Raw genomic sequence first — 17,836 nt, 5'->3', positions numbered from 1 at the left:
ACCAGGATGAGCGGGCTCCCGAAGCGACAGCGAGTGGCGGCGTACGCCGTCATCCTGCGTGGCGGCAGCATCCTGCTCAGCCGGCTGTCGCCGTCGGTGACGGCCGAGGAGCTCTGGACGCTGCCCGGCGGCGGCCTCGACCACGGCGAGGACCCGCGGGACGCGGTGGTCCGCGAGGTCCTCGAGGAGACCGGCCTGCACGCAACGGTCGGGGAGACCGCACGCGTCTACTCCGCCCACCTCCCGGGAGTCTGGCGCGAGGGCCGGCGCGTCGACGCGCACGCACTGCGGATCGTCTACGAGGGCTGGGTGCCGACCGACTCACCGGACCCCCACGTCGTCGAGGTCGGCGGGTCCACGATGGCCGCCGCCTGGCACCCGGTCGGGTCCGTGCTCGACGGCACGGTGCCGGCCGTGCCGATGGTGCTCGAGGCGCTCGCCGACCACCGGCCGTTCCGGCACCAGCGCCTGGGTGCCTACGCCCTGGTCCGCCGCGACGACACGGTCCTGCTCGTCCGGATCTCCGCCCGCGGCTTCCACACCGGCTCGTGGACGCTGCCCGGCGGCGGCGTCGACCACGGCGAGTCGCCGCGCGCCGCCGTCCTGCGAGAGCTGCGCGAGGAGTGCGGCGTCGACGGCAGCGTGGGGGAGCTGGTCGCCATCCACGACGAGCACTTCAGCGGCACGGCGCCCTCGGGCCGCTACGAGGACTTCCACGCGGTCGCGCTGGCCTTCGAGGCGACCGTCGCCGACGGGGCCGAGCCGGCGGTCGCCGAGACCGACGGCACCACCGACGCCGTCGCCTGGGTGCCGCTCGCGGACATCGAGTCGGGCGCGGTGCCCGTGCTCGACCTGGTGCGGGAGGCGCTGGCATGAACGAGACCGTCTTCACCTACGCAGCGCCCGCCCTGAAGTTCGGGCCCGGCGCCTCCGACGAGGTCGGGCACGACCTCGCGCAGCGCGGAGTGCGGCGGGCCCTGCTGGTCACCGACCCGGGCGTCGCCGCGACCGGCCATCCCGCGCGGATCGCCGAGCACATGTCGGCCTACGGCCTCAGCGTCACCACGTACGACGCGGCGCACGTCGAGCCGACCGACGAGTCGCTCCGGGAGGCGATCGACTTCGCCCGCGACGCCGGCCCGTTCGACGCGATCGTCGCGGTCGGCGGCGGGTCCGCGATCGACACGGCCAAGGCCGTCAACCTGCTGACGACCAACCCCGGCGAGCTCATGGACTACGTCAACGCCCCGGTCGGGAGGGCGCTGGCGCCGTCGCGACCGCTGCTCCCGCTGGTCGCGGTGCCGACCACGACCGGCACCGGCTCGGAGAGCACCACGATCTGCGTCCTCGACGTGCTCTCGCTGCACGTGAAGACCGGGATCAGCCACCCGGCGCTGCGCCCGACGCTGGCCGTCGTCGACCCCCGGCTCACGATGAGCCAGCCCGCGATGGTCACCGCGGCCGCCGGCATGGACATCCTCTGCCACGCGCTGGAGAGCTGGACGGCCCGCTGGTACGCCGCCTTCGACGCCAAGCGCCCCGAGGAGCGGGTGCCCTACTGCGGCGCCAACCCGATCGCGGACCTGTGGTCGGAGAAGGCGATGACCCTGCTCGCGGGGTCCTTCCGCGACGCCGTGCGCGACGGGCACGACGAGTCCGCGCGGGAGCAGATGGCGCTGGCCGCGACGTTCGCCGGCCTCGGGTTCGGCAACGCCGGCGTCCACATCCCGCACGCCAACGCCTACCCGATCGCCGGCCGCGTCCGCGACTACTCGCCCGCGGGCTATCCCGACGAGCCGATCGTGCCGCACGGCATGGCGGTGGCGCTGACCGCGCCCGAGGCCTTCCGCTTCACCTACGACGCCGCCCCCGAGCGGCACGACCGGGCGGCGCGGCTGCTCGACCCGGGTGCCGGGGAGGGACCGGACGCCCTGCCGGCCGTGCTCGCGACGCTGATACGCGACGTCGGCATCCCCAACGGGCTCGCCGCCGTCGGGTACGACGAGGGCGACGTCGACGACCTCGTCGAGGGCGCGCTGCGGCAGCAGAGACTGCTCGCGACCGCGCCGAAGAGTCCCACGGACGCGGACCTCGCCGGGATCATCCGGCGGTCGATGGAACACTGGTGACGTGACGAACCCCGCCCCGGACCTGGTCGCTGCGCTGCGCCGCCGGGGCGTCTCCGACGTCGACGACTCGACGCTGACCCGGGCTCTCTACTCCTCCGACGCCTCGCTGTACCGGGTGGTGCCGCAGGCCGTCGTCCGCCCGCGGCACCCCGACGAGCTGCACGCGGTCCTCGACGTCGCGCGCGAGACCGGGGCGCCCGTCACGATGCGCGGCGCCGGCACCTCGATCGCCGGCAACGCGGTCGGCAGCGGCATCGTCGTCGACACCCTCAAGCACCTCAACCAGGTCGTCTCCATCGACCGCGAGGCCCGCACCGCGGTCGTGCAGCCCGGCGTCGTCCACGCCGACCTGCAGCGCGCGGCCGCGCCCCACGGGCTGCGCTTCGGCCCGGACCCGTCGACCCACACCCGCTGCACGATCGGCGGGATGATCGGCAACAACGCCTGCGGCTCGCGTGCCCTCGGCTACGGCCGCACCGTCGACAACGTCGTGGACCTCGACGTCGCCTGGGCGCCCGGGGCGACCGACGTCCCGGCGCGGCTCGGCGCGCTCGTCGACCAGCACCTGGGGCACGTGCGCACGTCGTTCGGCAGGTTCTCGCGCCAGGTCAGCGGCTACTCGCTCGAGCACCTGCTGCCGGAGAACGGCCGCTCCCTCGAGCGCTTCCTGGTCGGCTCCGAGGGCACGCTCGGCGTGGTCACCGGGGCGACGGTGCGGCTGGTGGAGGAGGAGCAGCAGCGCCGCCTGGTCGTGCTCGGCTACCCGTCGATGATCGACGCTGCCGACGCCGTCCCCGCCCTGGTCGCGGCCACCGGCGGCCGGATGATCGCCTGCGAGGGACTCGACGCCCGGATCGTCGACCTGGTCCGGGCCCGCGGCGGCGCCGTGCCCGAGCTGCCGACGGGCGCCGGCTGGCTCTTCGTCGAGGTCGTCGACCCCGACCTGGTGACGCCGGTCGTCGGCGCGGCCGGCGCGCTCGGCCACCGCGTCGTGCCCGACGCCGCCCAGGCCGCGGCGCTGTGGCGGATCCGCGAGGACGGCGCCGGGCTGGCGGCGCAGAGCCTGTCGCGGCCGGCCTACTCCGGCTGGGAGGACGCCGCGGTCCCGCCCGAGCGGCTCGGCGCGTGGCTGCGCGACTTCGACCGGCTGCTGCGCGACCACGACCTCGACGGCGTGCCCTACGGCCACTTCGGCGACGGCTGCGTGCACGTGCGGATCGACTTCCCCTTCAGCGACGGCGCGAAGGTCTTCCGCGACTTCCTCACCGCCTGCGCGCTGGAGCTCCGCGACCACGGCGGCTCGCTGTCGGGCGAGCACGGCGACGGGCGGGCGCGCTCGGAGCTGCTGCCGCTGATGTACGACGCCGAGTCGCTGCGCCTCTTCTCCGCGGTCAAGGCCATCTGCGACCCGCAGAACCTGCTCAACCCGGGCAACATCGTCGACCCGGCGCCTCTCGACGCCGACCTGCGTCCCACGCGTCCCCGCGTCGACCTAGGGCTGGCCGACCAGGTGCACCGCTGCACCGGCGTGGGCAAGTGCGTGGCGCCGAAGACCGCGGGTGTGATGTGCCCGTCCTACCTCGCCACCCGCGACGAGAAGGACTCCACCCGCGGCCGCTCGCGCGTGCTGCAGGAGGCGGTCGACGGCTCGATGGTGCGGGGCTTCGCCGACCCCGCGGTGCACGACGCCCTCGACCTCTGCCTGGCCTGCAAGGGCTGCGCATCCGACTGCCCGACCGGCGTCGACATGGCGACGTACAAGGCCGAGGCCCTGCACCAGAAGCACGACGTGCTGGGCATCCGGCGGCCGCGCAGCCACCTCCTCCTCGGGCAGCTGCCGAGGTGGGCCGCCCTGACCGCGCCGGTGGCGCCGCTCGCCAACCGGATGCTGCGGCTGAAGCCGGTGCAACGGATCGCGAAGGCGACCGCGGGCATCGACCAGCGCCGGTCCGTCCCGCGCTTCGCCGAGCGCACGCTGCGACGCTCCGCGCCGCGAGACGCCGCGACCCCGGACGTGTGGATCTGGGCCGACTCCTTCAGCGACCACTTCTTCCCCGGCAACGGCCACGCCGCGATCGCGTGGCTGGCGTCCGTGGGCGTCACCGCACGAGTCATCGGCGACGACGCCTGCTGCGCGCTGACCTGGGTGACGACCGGGCAGCTCGACAAGGCCAGGGCGATCATGGAGCGGACGGTCCGCACGCTCACGCCGTACGTCGAGTCGGGCGTGCCGGTGGTCGGCCTCGAGCCGTCGTGCCTGGCGACCCTGCGCAGCGACGTGCCGGAGCTCACCGGCGAGCACCTGGAGGTGCTGAGCGTCGCCGAGCTCGTCGAGCGGCTCGACCTGCCGCTGCCCTCGCTGGAGGGTCTCACCGTCGTGGCGCAGCCGCACTGCCACCACGCCTCGATCCTCGGCTGGGCTGCCGACAGGCGACTGCTGGAGAAGGCCGGCGCGACCGTCACGCAGGTGGCCGGGTGCTGCGGACTGGCCGGCAACTTCGGGATGGAGAAGGGGCACTACGACGTGTCCGTGGCCGTCGCCGAGACCCACCTGCTGCCGGCCGTGCGGGCCAACCCGGACGCGGTCGTGCTCGCCGACGGGATGTCCTGCCGGGTGCAGCTCGACGACCTCGCGGGCACCCCCACGATGCACCTGGCCGAGCTGCTCGCTTCCAAGGTGCCCTGACCGGTCCGGCGCCTGCGGGTCGCCGCCCATGACGCACGCTGGCGGCGTTGTCGGCGACTCGCCGGGACTCCGTCCCGCCTTCGCGCCTCCGCCTTGCCATCGCACGCCTTGGACGACGCCCCTCGACGACGCCGGCCCGATCAGCACACCTCTAGACTCGAGACGTGAATCCCCGCCACCGCCGTCTCGTGATCCCGATCGCGCTGGTGGCGCTGCTCGTCATCGTCGTGGTCGCGGCGGTGATCTAGCCGTGGCCGAGCCGCTGCTGCGCGAGCTCAACCGGCTCCGCGGGCTGGTCCTCGACCCCGAGGTGCTGGTCAAGGCCGTCGCGTCGGGACACCAGAGGGGCGAGGAGCCGAGCTGGCGGCGCGCCGAGCTGCGCTACGTCGACCTCAAGGCCGGGCGGCACCTGCAGGTCACGACGTACGACCGGACGCAGGCGTTCACCCGCAACCACTCGGTCGGCGACGACGCACGCGACGCGGTCGACGCCCTGCTCGACGAGCCGTTCGGCAGCTGGCACGTCGACACCACGACGCAGAGCCACCAGCTGCGGGTCACCAAGAAGCTCGAGGCGGTCGTGCACACCACCGATCGGGCGGAGCCGGTCGAGGCGGAGCGCGAGCACGACCGCGACAAGCAGCGGCTGCTGCCCGAGGACGACCCGGTCTTCGTCGCGCTCGGCATCTCCGACGCGGAGGGCCGGCTCAAGCCGAGCCGCCAGGCGAAGTACCGCCAGGTCGAGGAGTTCCTGCGGCTGCTCGACTCCTCGATCACCGACGCGCTCGAGAAGGGCCACCTCCGTCGACCCACCGACGACGACCCGCTGCGCATCGTCGACCTCGGCTGCGGCAACGCCTACCTGACGTTCGCCGCCGAGCGCTACCTCACCGGCGTCCGCGGCCTGCCCGTCCGGCTGACCGGTGTCGACGTCAAGGAGCAGTCGCGCGAGCACAACGCGCAGGTCGCGGGCGAGCTCGGTGTCTCGGCCGGCCAGAACACGCACTTCGTCGTCGGCACCATCGGCGGCGTCGCGCTCGACCCGGCCCCCGAGGTCGTGCTCGCCCTGCACGCCTGCGACACGGCCACCGACGAGGCGCTCGCCCAGGCGGTCGGTTGGGACGCCCAGCTCGTGCTCGCCGCACCGTGCTGCCACCACGACATCGCCGCCCAGCTGCGCAAGGCGCCCACGCCCGCGCCGTACGCCGTGCTCACCCGCCACGGCATCCTCCGGGAGCGGCTCGCGGACACGCTCACCGACGGGCTGCGCGCGTCGCTGATGCGGCAGCAGGGCTACCGCGTCGACGTCGTGCAGTTCGTCGAGAGCCAGCACACCCCGCGCAACACGATGCTGCGCGCCGTGCGCACCGGCGGTCCGGTGAAGGGTGGCTCGGTGCGCAAGGAGTACGACGAGCTCGTGACGACGTGGGGGATCCGGCCGAGGCTCGCCGAGCTGCTCGACCGGGCCTGATGCTCGACCGCGTCCTGGGCCTGGCCTCCGCCCTGTCGATCGCGGTCGGCGCGGTCTCGGCGCCGGCCGGCCCGTCCGGACACGTCGAGCTGACCTTCCAGGACCCCGACATCGTCGAGTCGAGCGGCCTGGTCGCCACGGACGACGGGCTCTTCCTCACCACCAACGACTCCGGCGACGGCGGTCGGGTGTTCGTCGTCGACCGCACCGGCGCGACCGTCGGCACCACGTCGTGGTCGCCGGACCCCGTGGACGTGGAGTCGCTCGCGCCCGCCGGGCCCGGCGAGGTCTGGGTGGGCGACACCGGCGACAACCCCAGGTCGCGGGACTCCATCACCGTGCTGCGGGTGCCCTACGGGCGCACGGACCGGGTGGTCGACCCCACGGCGTACGAGCTGGTCTACCCGGACCGCGCCCACGACGCCGAGACGCTGCTGGCCGACCCGGGGACCGGCCGGCTCTTCGTCGTGTCCAAGGACGTCTTCGGCGGTCGGGTGTACGCCGCGCCGAGGAGGCTGTCGGCCGATCATCCCAACCGGCTCGAGGACGTGGCCCCGGGGTTCAGCTTCGCGACCGACGGGTCGTTCTTCCCCGACGGACGCCACTACGTCGTCCGCGGCTACACCGGCGCCGCGGTCTACACGTTCCCCGGCCACGAGCGGATCGGCTCGTTCCCGCTCCCGGCGCAGCAGCAGGGCGAGGGCATCTCGGTGGGCGCCGACGCAGAGCTCTACCTGAGCACCGAGGGACAGCACACCGATCTGCTGCGGATCCAGGTCCCGCGGCAGGTCGCGCGGGCGATGGCGCCCGCATCCGACGCGACGGTCGCGGAGCCGGTCGAGTTGTCCACCGAGTCCGGGACGTCGTGGGCGTGGTTCGCCGGGGGCGGCCTGGTGGTCGCGTTTGTGGCGGTGGTCGGATGGCTACTCCTGCGACGTGGTCAGGCTCCGTAGAACGGCTCCCGACCAGCCAGGTTGGACACGCCGGCGGGCTGGTCGCGGCTTCGTCTACCTCGACCAGGAGGGCGCGCGGCTCCCGGACGAGGACGCACAGCGCGTCCGCGACCTGGTGATCCCGCCGGCGTGGACCGACGTCTGGGTCACGCCGTACGACAACGGCCACCTGCAGGCGGTCGGCACGGACGACGCGGGCCGGCGGCAGTACCTCTACCACCCCGACTGGCGCGCCCGGCGGGACGCGGCGAAGTTCGACCGGGTCCTCGACTTCGGCAAGGCGCTCACCAAGGCCCGCGACCTCGTCGTCGTCGACCTCGGGCGCGAGGGAATGCCGCTCGAGCGGGCGTGCGCCGTCGCCGTGCGGCTGCTCGACCTGGGCTACTTCCGGATCGGCAACGACGTGTACGCCGACGCGCACGGCAGCTACGGACTGACCACGCTCGAGCGTCGGCACGTGCGTCGGCGCCAGGACCGGCTCGTGTTCACGTTCGTCGGGAAGTCCGGCGTCGAGCACCGGATCGAGATCGACGACGCCGACGTCATCGCGGCCCTCGACGTGATGCGGCGCCGGCGTGGTGAGGACGCGCGGCTGCTCGCCTACAAGGACGGTCGGTCGTGGCGGTCGGTGCTTCCCGAGCTCGTCAACGAGTACGTCCGCTCGAGCACCGGCATCGAGGCGACCGCGAAGGACTTCCGCACTGGCACGCGACCGTGCTCGCCGCCGCGGCCCTCGCCGAGACACCGGAACCCGGCGAGACGAAGGCCTCGCGCAAGCGGGCGATCTCCGCCGCGATGAACGAGGTCGCGTCGTTCCTCGGCAACACCGCGACGCTGGCGCGCTCGTCGTACGTCGACCCGCGTGTGATCGACGCCTACGAGGAGGGCCGCACGATCGCGGGGGCGACGTCGAAGGGGTACGAGACCGTCGACGAGCGGCAGGCCGCGCTGGAGCGTGCGACGCTGAGGCTGATCAGGGAGGCCTCGTGAAGATCACGGCCGTGCACGGCGACATCACCCGGCAACAGGTCGATGCGATCGTCAATGCCGCCAACAACGCGATGCGTGGCGGTGGCGGCGTCGACGGCGCGATCCACGCCGGCGGCGGGCCGGCGATCCTCGCCGACTGCGTGCGACGCTTCCCCGACGGTCTGGCCACCGGCGACGCCGGCTGGACGACCGCGGGGGAGCTGCCCGCCCGCTGGGTGATCCACGTCGTCGGCCCCAACCGCCGCGCGGGGCAGACCGATCGCGGCCTGTTGCTCTCCTGCTACTCGCGCGCGCTGGAGGTCGCCGACGAGCTCGGCGCCAGCACCGTCGCCTTCCCGCTCGTGTCCGCCGGCGTCTACGGCTGGCCGAAGGACGACGCGATCGCGGCGCCGCTCGAGGTCCTCCGCTCGGCGTCGACGGAGGTCGAGGAGGCCCGACTGGTGGCGTACGACGCCGCGACCTACGACCTCATCCGCGGGGCTCTCTAGTGATCATCGACGGAACCAACGGAGATGGCCACCAGTGAGGCTTCGCTAGCCGAGGGCGCCACGCCTCGCGGCGTAGTCCGCCAGCGCCAGGTCGAGGTCGCCCTCGGTGAACGCCGGCCACATCCGCGGGCTGACGTGGATCTCCGCGTGCTGCGCCTGCCACGGGAAGAACCCCGAGATCCGCTGCTCACCGCTCGTCCTGATCACGAGGTCGATCTCCTTGACCGGGCCGCCCGGGAGGCCCTCGGTGATCGCCGCCACCAGGCGGTCGCCGTCGACGTCCTCGGCGCCGGACGCCAGGGCGGCCCGGACCCCGGCGACGATGTCGCCGCGCGGGTCGTAGCCGATCGCCAGCGTGAGGTGGCGCGGCCGGTCGGCGGTCGCCGCGACCGCGCTGTCCAGGGCCGCGCGCGCCGGCACCGGCAGCAGCCGGCGGTCGCCGCTCACGTGCAACCGCCAGCAGCCGGCCTCCCGCACCTGCTGCGGCAGGACGGTCTCGACGAGGTGGAAGAGGTGGTCGATCTCGGCGCCCGCGCGCTTGCGGATGTTGTCGGCCGACAGCACGTAGACGGTCGCGTGCTCGATCGCACGCGCCTCCAGCCAGCCGAGGAACTCGCCAAGGTGCTCCGCGCCCGCGCGGTGACCGCGCAGCACGTCGTACCCCGCCGCGCGCGCCCAGCGGCGGTTGCCGTCCATGATCAGGCCGAGATGGCGCGGGCGGCGGTCGTCGAGCACCCGTCGATTCTGGCACTCGCCGGACCGGTGGTGCGATGCGGTGTCGATCGGGCCGGATGTGCAAGCGGACGGACAGGACAGCGGCGATGATGGAGCGATGACGACCTATTCGGGCACGAAGGAGTTCGAAGGCGCGACCTTCGTCGAGGCGAGCTTCAAGGGCGCCACCGTGCGATTCTCCGATGTCAGGGGCGTGACGATGCGCAGCGTCGACGTGGACGGACTCGACATCGACAGCCATGACCTCTTCCTCGGCAGCCTCGTCGTCAACGGTGTCGACGTGGTGCCCCTCGTGGACGCCGAGCTCGACCGGCAGTTCCCCGGCCGCGAGCTGCAGAGGGCCCGGACGCCTGAGGGCCTGCGCGAGGGTTGGGTCGCCGCGCAGGCCGCGTGGCAGGAGACGGTGGCCGGCACCCCGCGGGACCTGGTGGACGTCCACGTCGAGGACGAATGGTCCCTGGCCCAGACCCTGCGGCACCTCATCCTGGCGACCGACGCCTGGCTCCGCGGCGGCATCCTGCGAGTGCAGCAGCCGTTCCACGAGATCGGCCAGATCTTCACCGGTGCCGACGAGATGGGCTTCGACATGTCGATCTTCCGTGTCGACCCGCCGGACTACGACGAGATCCTCGAGGTGCGAGCCGACCGACAGCGACAGGTGAGCGACTTCCTCGCCACGACGACGGCGGTGCTGCTCGTGGAGGAGCGCGAGGACCCGTGGGGCGGAGGCGACTGGCGTCCGACCGTCGGCGACTGCATGCGTGTGATCCTGGAGGAGGAGTGGGCGCACCTGCGCTACATCAGGCGGGATCTCGCGCGCTTGCGCTGACCCGGACCGAGCCAGGAAGGAGCGGGTCGGGCTAGCGTGTGGCACGTGTCAGCATCCGGCTCGCCTTCGACCAAAGACCGAGCCGTGCCCGACCGGCCTGAGATCGTCTGCATCTGTGGCTCTGCCCGGTTCGTGGACGAGTTGCGCGCGGCGAACCGTGATCTGACCCTCGCGGGCGTCATCGTCGTCGCACCGGGCGAAGCGGACGAGCCGATCACCGACGAGCAGAAGATCGCGCTGGACGCCCTCCACCTGCGCAAGATCGACCTGGCCGACCGGGTTCTGGTCGTGAACCCTGGCGGGTATGTCGGCGAGTCCACGAGCAGGGATATCGCACATGCCCACGCCACCGGCAAGCCGATCTCCTTCACCGATCCCGTCTGAGGACGCGCCCCGGCGGGGTCAGCCGGCCGGCGGCGGACACCAGACCATCGTCTGCTGATGAACTGACTGCCGCTGAAACCGGACTCCCGGCACCAGCGGTGTCGAACCGTGAACGACGAATCCACACCTCTCGAAGAACCGCGTGGCACGGGTGTTCGTGTAGGTCCTGATCACGCTGCGCCCAGTGCGGGCAGAGGTCTGGATCCGGGGGCCTTCGGGCCCCGACCACCGTGAGCCCGGCGGGGGACCACGTACCTACGGCCTCTCCCCACAATCGGGTAAACGGCAGATCCTGGTGATCGACGGTCCCGCTACCGGGGTACGTCTGTGCGCGGGGGGCAAATCATGGGACCACGTCGACTCTGCTTGACCGTCGTTTCGGCCGTCGTGCTCGTCGCTCTGCCCGCCGTCGTGTCGACCGCGAGCAGCCCGCCGTCAGCTCCGGGGCGGCTGGTCGTCGTGCAGGCGGTGCCCGGAGCGTCGTACGACGTGTTGGTCGACGGCGACGTCAAGCAGCGCGACGTCGAAGTCGGCTCCGTGCTCGGCCCGTTCGTCCTGGACCCGGGGAAGCACGACGTCGCGTTTGCCGCCGACGGTGGTGAGCCGGTCACCGCCAGCGTGGAGGTGCGAGCGGGTGTCGACAGCGACCTCGTGCTGCATCTCCCGGCGCAGGCCGGTGGCGAGCCGGTCGCCGACGTCTACCGCGTGCCGGAGGGACCGCTTTCGCCAGGGATGGCCCGGGTGCTGATCGCGCACACGGCCACCGTGCCGCCGGCCGACGTGCGCGTGGATGGGCAGACGGTCTTCGAGGACGTCGCCAACGGCGAGTTCGCCGTCGCGGACCTCCCCGCGGGCCCACACACCGCCGAGATCCTTCCGGCCGGATCGACCCGCGACCCGATTCTCGGTCCCGTGAAGGTCGACCTCGCTGCGGGCACCGTCACGATGGTCTACGCGGTCGGCACCCCGACCGACGGCTCGATGAACGTGATCACCCACGTGGAGTCCGTGCCGACGACCCGAGAGCCGCGGCCCGGGCGCATCCCCACGGGGTCCGCGGGTCTGCTCCGCCAAGCCATCGTCGTCGACTTCGGCCCGTCCTGAGTCGGCCCCGTGGCGACGCGCGCGACTCGGACGCGGACCTTGCTGGCGGGAGCAACGGGGCTCGTCGCGGCCGCAGCCTGCGGTTGCGTGAGCGTCGACCAGGGCGGAGCGACGGCGAACCCCGAGGAGGTCGGGCGATCGCTCGAGGCAGGACCGGCCCGACGTGTGGGTCCGCCAGACGCCCAAGCGCCGCGGCAGCTGGTGCTGCCGAGCGGCCGTTCGGTACGTGTCCGGCCGGCGTCGACGCTGAAGCGCGGCGTGCTCGACGTGCCCGACGACGTCGGCGAGGCAGGGTGGTGGCGAGGGAGCGCGCGCCTCGGCGACGCCTTCGGGTCGACGCTCGTCGCCGGTCACGTGGACGGGATCGACGTCGGCCTCGGGGCCTTCGCCGAACTGCTGGAAGTCCGACCTGGACAGCGGGTCAGGCTCCGGTCGAGGACCCTCGAGCAGCCGTTCCTGATCCGCTCCCGCAGGCTCCTGCCCCGCGAGGCCACCAGCGGGGCGACGTACCTCTACTCCGTCCGCGGGCCGCGCCGGCTCACCCTGGTGACCTGTGCCCCGCCGTACCTGCCCGACCGTGGGGGGTACCAGAGGCTCGCCGTCGTGACCGCAGTTCCGGATGGTCCCCCCGACACCGAGGGGCGCTCGTGAAGCCGACGTCTCGTGCGACCCCGGCCGGCCCCAGGCCGCGCATCGTCGGCCCGGTCGCCGACCGGGCCGGACGCAGGCGCCCGCGGCGCAGGCCGCCCCAGCGACTTGCCACGAGGGCGCCCGACGAGCTCGCCACCGAGGTTGAGACGCCGGACGGGTCGGCAACCGCGTCGGCAACCGGGTCGGCCCCCGGGTCGCCGGACACCCGTGATCATCGACGGCGGCGCAGGCGCGTGCTGACCTGGTCCTTCGCCTTCGCTGCTGCCGCGGCGCTGCTGGTCGAAGGCGTCCTCCTGGTCGGTGCGGTCCGATCGGGCGACGAGACCGGTCCCGCTGAGCTACGAGGGGATGGCCTCCTGCCCCCGAGCGCCCTCCCGAGCCAGGGCATGCTGGTGGTCGGCCAGATCCGCGCTGACGGCAGCGTCGAGGTGACCCAGTGGATCCGTAGCTTCGACGCGATCACCGGCCTGCGGTTGTCCGAGTGGTCCGCTCCCGGCGCGCCACGCCCCACCGACCTGCGGCTGGTGGCCGCCGACGGCACGATCCTCGCCGACGAGGGCAGCGGCGAGGTCGAGCCGCGAGGGGTCCGGCTCGACCGCCCGACATCGCTCGTGCGCGCCACCTACGTGCTCAACGGGACGACCGACGAGAGCAGCACGAAACCCGGTCGTCGGCTGGTCCCGGCCGTGTCCGTCGGGCTCGAGTCGACTCCTCAGGCCGGACCGACGTTCGTCCAGGTGCGCGCACCGGTCGGCGGTGAGGTGCTCAGCCTGGCCTGCGATGACGCCCGCTCGCCCGTGGACCTGCTCCGACCCTGCGGGCAGCCCGTCGGCACCGGGTGGCAGGTCCGGCTGTCCGCCGACGCCCGCGCGGACCGGGTTGCGGCGCTGGTCGACCTCCCCTGACCACTCGAGAAATTTCCCGGCGGGTGTCGATCCGGCGCTCCCGCCGTTCGTCTGTCGGGTGAGAGGGTCGGAGGGCGACCCCACCGAGAAGGGCAGAGCGATGAAGTACATGCTGATCATGCGGGCCACCGACGAGGCGTTCGCCGAGTTCGCGAACATCGAGTTCGACGAGATCCTCGAGACGATGGGCCGCTTCAACGACGAGCTGATCAACGCGGGGGTCCTGGTCGCCGCGGAGGGCCTCGACGAGGCCGCGCAGGGCGTCATCGTCGACTTCTCGTCGACGCCGCCGGTGGTGACCGACGGGCCGTACGGCGAGACCAAGGAGCTGTTCGGCGGCTACTACATCCTCGACGTGGCGTCGCAGGAGGAGGCGGTCGAGTGGGCCAAGCGCGCACCGATGACCGGCCCCGGCATGAAGACCGAGATCCGCCGGGTGACGAGCATCGACGAGTTCCCGCAGGACAACCCGTGGATCCAGAAGGAGCGGGCATGGCGGGAGGCGACCGGCCAGCTGTGAGCGGGTCCGGGGCGACGCGGTCAGCGGTCGAGGCGGTGTGGCGGATGGAGTCCGCCCACATCGTCGGCACGCTGGCCCGCTACACCGGCGACTTCACGCTCGCGGAGGACGTAGCGCAGGAGGCGCTCGCCGTCGCGTTGGTCACCTGGCCCCGCGACGGCGTGCCCGCCAACCCCGCAGGGTGGCTGCTGACGACCGCCCGCCGGCGCGCGATCGACGCGTTCCGGCGGCGGTCGGCCCTCGACGAGAGGTACGCCGCGATCGCGCACGAGACCACGGAGGCCGAGGAGCCGGACTGGGATCCCGACCGCATCGAGGACGACGTGCTCGCGCTGATCTTCATCTCGTGCCACCCGGCGCTGTCCAGGGAGGCGCAGGTCGCGCTGACCCTGCGGGTGCTCGGCGGTCTGACGAGCGACGAGATCGCCCGCGCCTTCCTGGTCCCCACGGCGACGGTGCAGGCGCGGATCACCCGGGCGAAGAAGACGCTCGCGGCGGCCCGGGTGCCGTTCGAGGTGCCTGCGCCCGACGAGCGCCGCGAGCGGCTGCCGTCGGTGCTCAGCGTGGTCTACCTGATCTTCACCGAGGGCTCGACCGCGTCGGCCGGAGCAGCCCTCATCCGCGTCGACCTGGCGCGCGAGGCCGTCAGGCTGGCCCGGATGCTCGCCCGTCTCGTCCCCGACGACGCGGAGACCCACGGGCTCCTGGCGCTGCTGGAGCTGACCGCGTCACGGTTCCCGGCCCGGCTGGACGGCGAGGGAGAGCCGGTGCTGCTCGAGGACCAGGACCGCCGCCGCTGGGACCGCTCGGCCGTACGCCGCGGACGGGCCGCGCTCGCGGTCGCGGGCCGCACCGGCGGCGGCCTCGGCGCGTACGGCGTACAGGCGGCCATCGCGGAGTGCCACGCGGTGGCGCCGTCGGTCGCGGACACCGCCTGGGCGAAGATCGTCGTGCTCTACGACGCCCTAGGCCGGCTCGCGCCGTCGCCGATCGTCTCGCTCAACCACGCCGTCGCGGTATCGATGGCCGACGGCCCCGCCGCCGCCCTGTCGCTCGTCGACGCGCTCGTCGCCGAGGGGTCGCTGGCCGGCACGCACCTGCTGCCGACCGTCCGGGGCGAGGTGCTGACCCGGCTCGGTCGCACCGACGAGGCGCGCGAGGAGCTCGCCGCCGCGCTGGCCCTGTGTCGCAACGACGGCGAGCGCCGGGTGCTCCAGCGGAAGATCGTCGCGTCGGGCCCGGCCGAGGACATCCACTAGCAGACTCTCAGGTTCGCCGCGGAGCGGCCGATCAACCTACGTGCCGTTCTCATCGTGGTGGCGACGTCGGCGGTGGCCCTCGTGGCTGCCGCGCGGTGGCTCGCTGCCCGATGCGGCCTGGCAGGCCCGGCACCGCGCGGTGATGGTGCTGTTGTGGGGACACGTCGTCGCGATCCCGATCTACGCGGTCTACAAGGGCAACTCGCTGGGGCACGCCTGGGTGGAGACGGCACCGGTCCTGATGGCGGCGCTGCTCGCCGGCTACGTGCGGATGAGTCGGGCCCTGCAGGCCTCGATCGCCGCCGGCGGCCTGATGATCTGCTCGGGTGTGATGGTGCACCTGTCCGAGGGCCTGATCGAGGCTCACTTCCACTTCTTCGTGATGATCCCGGTGATCGCGCTCTACGAGGCGTGGGCGCCGTTCACCCTCGGTGTGGTCTACGTGCTGGTCCACCACGGGGTGATGGGCACCGCGGCACCGCGGGAGGTCTACAACCACCCGGCCGCCTGGGAACGACCGTGGCTCTTCGCGGCGGTGCACGCGGGCTTCTTCGCCTGCGCGTCCATCGCCTGCGTCGTCAACTGGTGGCTGCACGAGCGTGCGCGCGGCGCCGCGCTGGCGCAGACACAGCTGCTCGGCACCATCGTGGACTCGCTGCGGGAGGGCCTGGTGGTCCTCGACCCGCAGGGAGGGATCCGGCTGCGCAACCCCGCCGCCGTCGCCCTGATGGGCGGGGCCGACAACGAGGCGCGCGGCCTGGGACCGGACGACGGGTTCGGCCTGTTCCACCCCGACGGCACGGCCGTGGCCGTGCACGAGCTGCCCCACGTCCAGGCCCTGGCCGGCGACCGCACGAGCGACGTCGACCTGGTGGTCCGCAACGCTGCTGTCCCGGAGGGGAGGGTGCTCAACTTCTCGGCTGTCCCGCTGCCGTCGCCCGACGGCGGCGGGACGCGCGAGGTCGTGGTCGTCTATCGCGACGTCACCGAGCAGCACCAGACCGAGCAGGCGCTGACGGCCGCCCTGGCCACCGAGCAGGAGGCGGTCGAACGCCTGCGGGAGCTCGAGCGGGTCAAGTCCGACTTCGTCTCGACGGTCAGCCACGAGCTGCGTACGCCGCTCACCAGCATCATCGGCTACCTCGAGGTGCTGGAGGACGGCGCGGTCGGCGACCTCGGCAAGGCGCAGGTGACGCTGGTGGACCGCGTCAACCGCAACAGCCGCCGGCTGCTGGTCCTGGTCGAGGACCTCCTCACGCTCTCGCAGATCGAGTCGTCCAGGCTCACCATCAACGCCGTCCCCACCGACCTGCGCGACGTCGTCTCGACCGCCTTCGACGCGGTTGCCTGGACGCTCGAGAACCGATCGCTGGAGGTCGTCGTCGACGTGCCGGACGACCCGGTCCGCCAGGAGGTGGACCCGGCAGAGCTGGAGCGGATGCTGGTCAACCTGCTCACCAACGCCGTGAAGTTCACCCCGGACGGCGGTCGGATCGCGCTGCGCCTGGCCGGCGACGACCTGGGGTCGACGCTGGTCGTGACCGACACCGGACTGGGGATCCCGGACGCCGAGCAGGGTCAGCTGTTCACCCGCTTCTTCCGGTCCTCGATCGCCACCGAGCGGGCGGTCCAGGGGACCGGGCTGGGTCTCACGATCGTCCAGGCCATCGTCGCGCTGCACGGTGGGTCCATCGACGTCGAGTCCAGCACCGATCGTGGGACCACGGTCACCGTGCGCCTGCCCCGCCGTGCCCACGGTGCGGACCTCGCTGAGGCGCCGGTCGCAGACCGCGAGGTCTCTCTCGCCGGCAGCTGATCCTCAGCGAGGCCCTCTCGCGGGGTGGGAGGGTGCCCCGGGGGCGCGGGAACCTCCGGCGGCGGATCCCTCGGACTCGTCGACGCCGATGCGACCCAGCACGAAGATGCCCATCAGCACGACGCCGAGCCCCACGCACTCCAGCGCCAGCGACAGCGGCGAGCCGCTCGGGCGCTCGGCGAACACGGCGATGCCGAAGGTCAGCGCCACCAGCGGGTTCACCAGGTTCAGCATCGGCAACGACTCGGTCACCCTGGTCCGGTTGTAGATGTGCTGGTTGAGCAGGAAGCCGCTCAGGCCGACGCACACCATCACGTAGAGCGGCCACGACGTGAAGAGATCGCCCGTGCTCCAGGCGCTCGTCGTGGACTTGATCGCGCCCGCCATCAGACCGAACACGATGCCGCCGGCCGTCCCCAGCAGCAGGCCCGCGTGCCTCGGGAACCGCCCCGACGCGCGCAGCGCCACCAGCACGCCGAGCACGCCGAGCCCGGTGAGCCACGCCGCGGCCCGGCCGTCCGGCGCGTCGTCGCCGCCGGTCGGCCCGGCGGCAGTGAGGAACAGTCCCAGGCCGACGGCCGTGATGGCGCCCCAGGCGACGGTCCGCGGCGGGGGTGGCCGGTGGTCGAGCAGGTCGCGGAACACCATCGAGAAGAACAGCGCCGTGACCGCCAGCGGCTGGACGATGGTCAACGAGCCCAGGTGCAGGGCGGTGGCGTGGAGGGCCAGACCCACCAGCGAGGCCACCACACCGAGCCGCCACCGCCACTCGGACAGCACGTGCCGTGCCAGCTCGGCCGCGCCCACGCCATGACCGGCGCTCGACGCGCCGTAGTGCATCAGCGCGGTCGACCACCCCGCGGCCACCGCCGACGCCAGGGCGATCGCTGCTGCCATCCAGCTCACTCGGGCACTC

At 73.0% G+C, this 17,836-nt stretch carries 18 protein-coding genes; 16 read left to right on the top strand and 2 right to left on the bottom strand.

The window, feature by feature from the left end; translation table 11 throughout:
• Positions 1-6: 6 nt before the first annotated feature.
• From PZ894_RS20765 to PZ894_RS20730, 8 genes are all read left to right on the top strand, one after another.
• The gene (locus PZ894_RS20765) at positions 7-876 is read left to right on the top strand and encodes an NUDIX domain-containing protein (RefSeq protein WP_275747739.1); all 870 of its coding nucleotides are present in this window, start codon (positions 7-9) and stop codon (positions 874-876) included.
• A complete protein-coding gene (locus tag PZ894_RS20760) occupies positions 873-2,129 on the top strand; it encodes a hydroxyacid-oxoacid transhydrogenase (RefSeq protein WP_275747738.1) in 1,257 nt (418 codons plus the stop codon). Before PZ894_RS20765 ends, PZ894_RS20760 begins: the two co-directional genes overlap by 4 nt.
• Position 2,130: 1 nt before the next feature.
• Complete coding sequence (locus PZ894_RS20755) at positions 2,131-4,815, top strand: FAD-binding and (Fe-S)-binding domain-containing protein (protein ID WP_275747736.1); 2,685 nt, start codon at positions 2,131-2,133, stop codon at positions 4,813-4,815.
• A 250-nt stretch (positions 4,816-5,065) separates the two neighbouring features.
• The gene (locus tag PZ894_RS20750) at positions 5,066-6,286 is read left to right on the top strand and encodes an SAM-dependent methyltransferase (RefSeq protein ID WP_275747735.1); all 1,221 of its coding nucleotides are present in this window, start codon (positions 5,066-5,068) and stop codon (positions 6,284-6,286) included.
• Positions 6,286-7,239, top strand: a complete 954-nt coding sequence (locus PZ894_RS20745; protein WP_275747733.1) for a hypothetical protein — start codon at positions 6,286-6,288, stop codon at positions 7,237-7,239. The genes PZ894_RS20750 and PZ894_RS20745 overlap by 1 nt, the downstream gene beginning before the upstream one ends.
• Positions 7,223-8,038 (top strand): DNA topoisomerase IB, encoded by an 816-nt coding sequence (locus tag PZ894_RS20740; RefSeq protein WP_275747732.1) that lies wholly within the window; start codon positions 7,223-7,225, stop codon positions 8,036-8,038. The genes PZ894_RS20745 and PZ894_RS20740 overlap by 17 nt, the downstream gene beginning before the upstream one ends.
• Positions 8,035-8,229, top strand: a complete 195-nt coding sequence (locus PZ894_RS20735) for a hypothetical protein (protein WP_275747731.1) — start codon at positions 8,035-8,037, stop codon at positions 8,227-8,229. The genes PZ894_RS20740 and PZ894_RS20735 overlap by 4 nt, the downstream gene beginning before the upstream one ends.
• A complete protein-coding gene (locus PZ894_RS20730; RefSeq protein WP_275747730.1) occupies positions 8,226-8,717 on the top strand; it encodes a macro domain-containing protein in 492 nt (163 codons plus the stop codon). The genes PZ894_RS20735 and PZ894_RS20730 overlap by 4 nt, the downstream gene beginning before the upstream one ends.
• A 45-nt stretch (positions 8,718-8,762) precedes the next feature.
• On the opposite strand, the gene uppS is transcribed toward PZ894_RS20730, so the two are convergent.
• Positions 8,763-9,452 carry a polyprenyl diphosphate synthase gene (gene uppS, locus PZ894_RS20725; protein WP_275747729.1) on the bottom strand — a complete coding sequence of 230 codons (690 nt, stop codon included), beginning with the start codon at positions 9,450-9,452 and terminating at the stop codon, positions 8,763-8,765.
• Between the two features lie 97 nt (positions 9,453-9,549).
• Between uppS and PZ894_RS20720 the strand changes: the two genes are divergently transcribed.
• From PZ894_RS20720 to PZ894_RS20685, 8 genes are all read left to right on the top strand, one after another.
• Positions 9,550-10,281, top strand: coding sequence for a DinB family protein (locus tag PZ894_RS20720; protein ID WP_275747727.1), 732 nt, complete (start codon positions 9,550-9,552; stop codon positions 10,279-10,281).
• 45 nt (positions 10,282-10,326) lie between these two features.
• Positions 10,327-10,665, top strand: a complete 339-nt coding sequence (locus tag PZ894_RS20715) for a hypothetical protein (protein WP_275747725.1) — start codon at positions 10,327-10,329, stop codon at positions 10,663-10,665.
• Between the two features lie 366 nt (positions 10,666-11,031).
• The gene (locus PZ894_RS20710) at positions 11,032-11,769 is read left to right on the top strand and encodes a DUF4397 domain-containing protein (RefSeq protein ID WP_275747724.1); all 738 of its coding nucleotides are present in this window, start codon (positions 11,032-11,034) and stop codon (positions 11,767-11,769) included.
• 87 nt (positions 11,770-11,856) lie between these two features.
• Complete coding sequence (locus PZ894_RS20705; protein WP_275747723.1) at positions 11,857-12,420, top strand: class F sortase; 564 nt, start codon at positions 11,857-11,859, stop codon at positions 12,418-12,420.
• Between the two features lie 233 nt (positions 12,421-12,653).
• Positions 12,654-13,325: a hypothetical protein gene (locus tag PZ894_RS20700; RefSeq protein ID WP_275747722.1), complete on the top strand. Its 672-nt coding sequence runs from the start codon at positions 12,654-12,656 to the stop codon at positions 13,323-13,325.
• A gap of 100 nt (positions 13,326-13,425) precedes the next feature.
• On the top strand, positions 13,426-13,845 hold the full coding sequence (locus PZ894_RS20695; protein ID WP_275747720.1) for a YciI family protein: 420 nt from the start codon (positions 13,426-13,428) through the stop codon (positions 13,843-13,845).
• 44 nt (positions 13,846-13,889) lie between these two features.
• Positions 13,890-15,104 (top strand): sigma-70 family RNA polymerase sigma factor, encoded by a 1,215-nt coding sequence (locus tag PZ894_RS20690; RefSeq protein ID WP_275747719.1) that lies wholly within the window; start codon positions 13,890-13,892, stop codon positions 15,102-15,104.
• 40 nt (positions 15,105-15,144) lie between these two features.
• The gene (locus PZ894_RS20685) at positions 15,145-16,920 is read left to right on the top strand and encodes an ATP-binding protein (RefSeq protein WP_275747716.1); all 1,776 of its coding nucleotides are present in this window, start codon (positions 15,145-15,147) and stop codon (positions 16,918-16,920) included.
• 3 nt (positions 16,921-16,923) lie between these two features.
• On the opposite strand, the gene PZ894_RS20680 is transcribed toward PZ894_RS20685, so the two are convergent.
• The gene (locus PZ894_RS20680; RefSeq protein WP_275747714.1) at positions 16,924-17,817 is read right to left on the bottom strand and encodes a DMT family transporter; all 894 of its coding nucleotides are present in this window, start codon (positions 17,815-17,817) and stop codon (positions 16,924-16,926) included.
• Positions 17,818-17,836 lie beyond the last annotated feature (19 nt).

The organism is Nocardioides sp. YIM 152315, from assembly GCF_029210375.1.
Lineage (GTDB): Bacteria > Actinomycetota > Actinomycetes > Propionibacteriales > Nocardioidaceae > Nocardioides.
The sequence above is the reverse complement of the archived record's forward strand: the minus strand, read 5'-3'. Positions and strand labels throughout refer to the sequence as shown.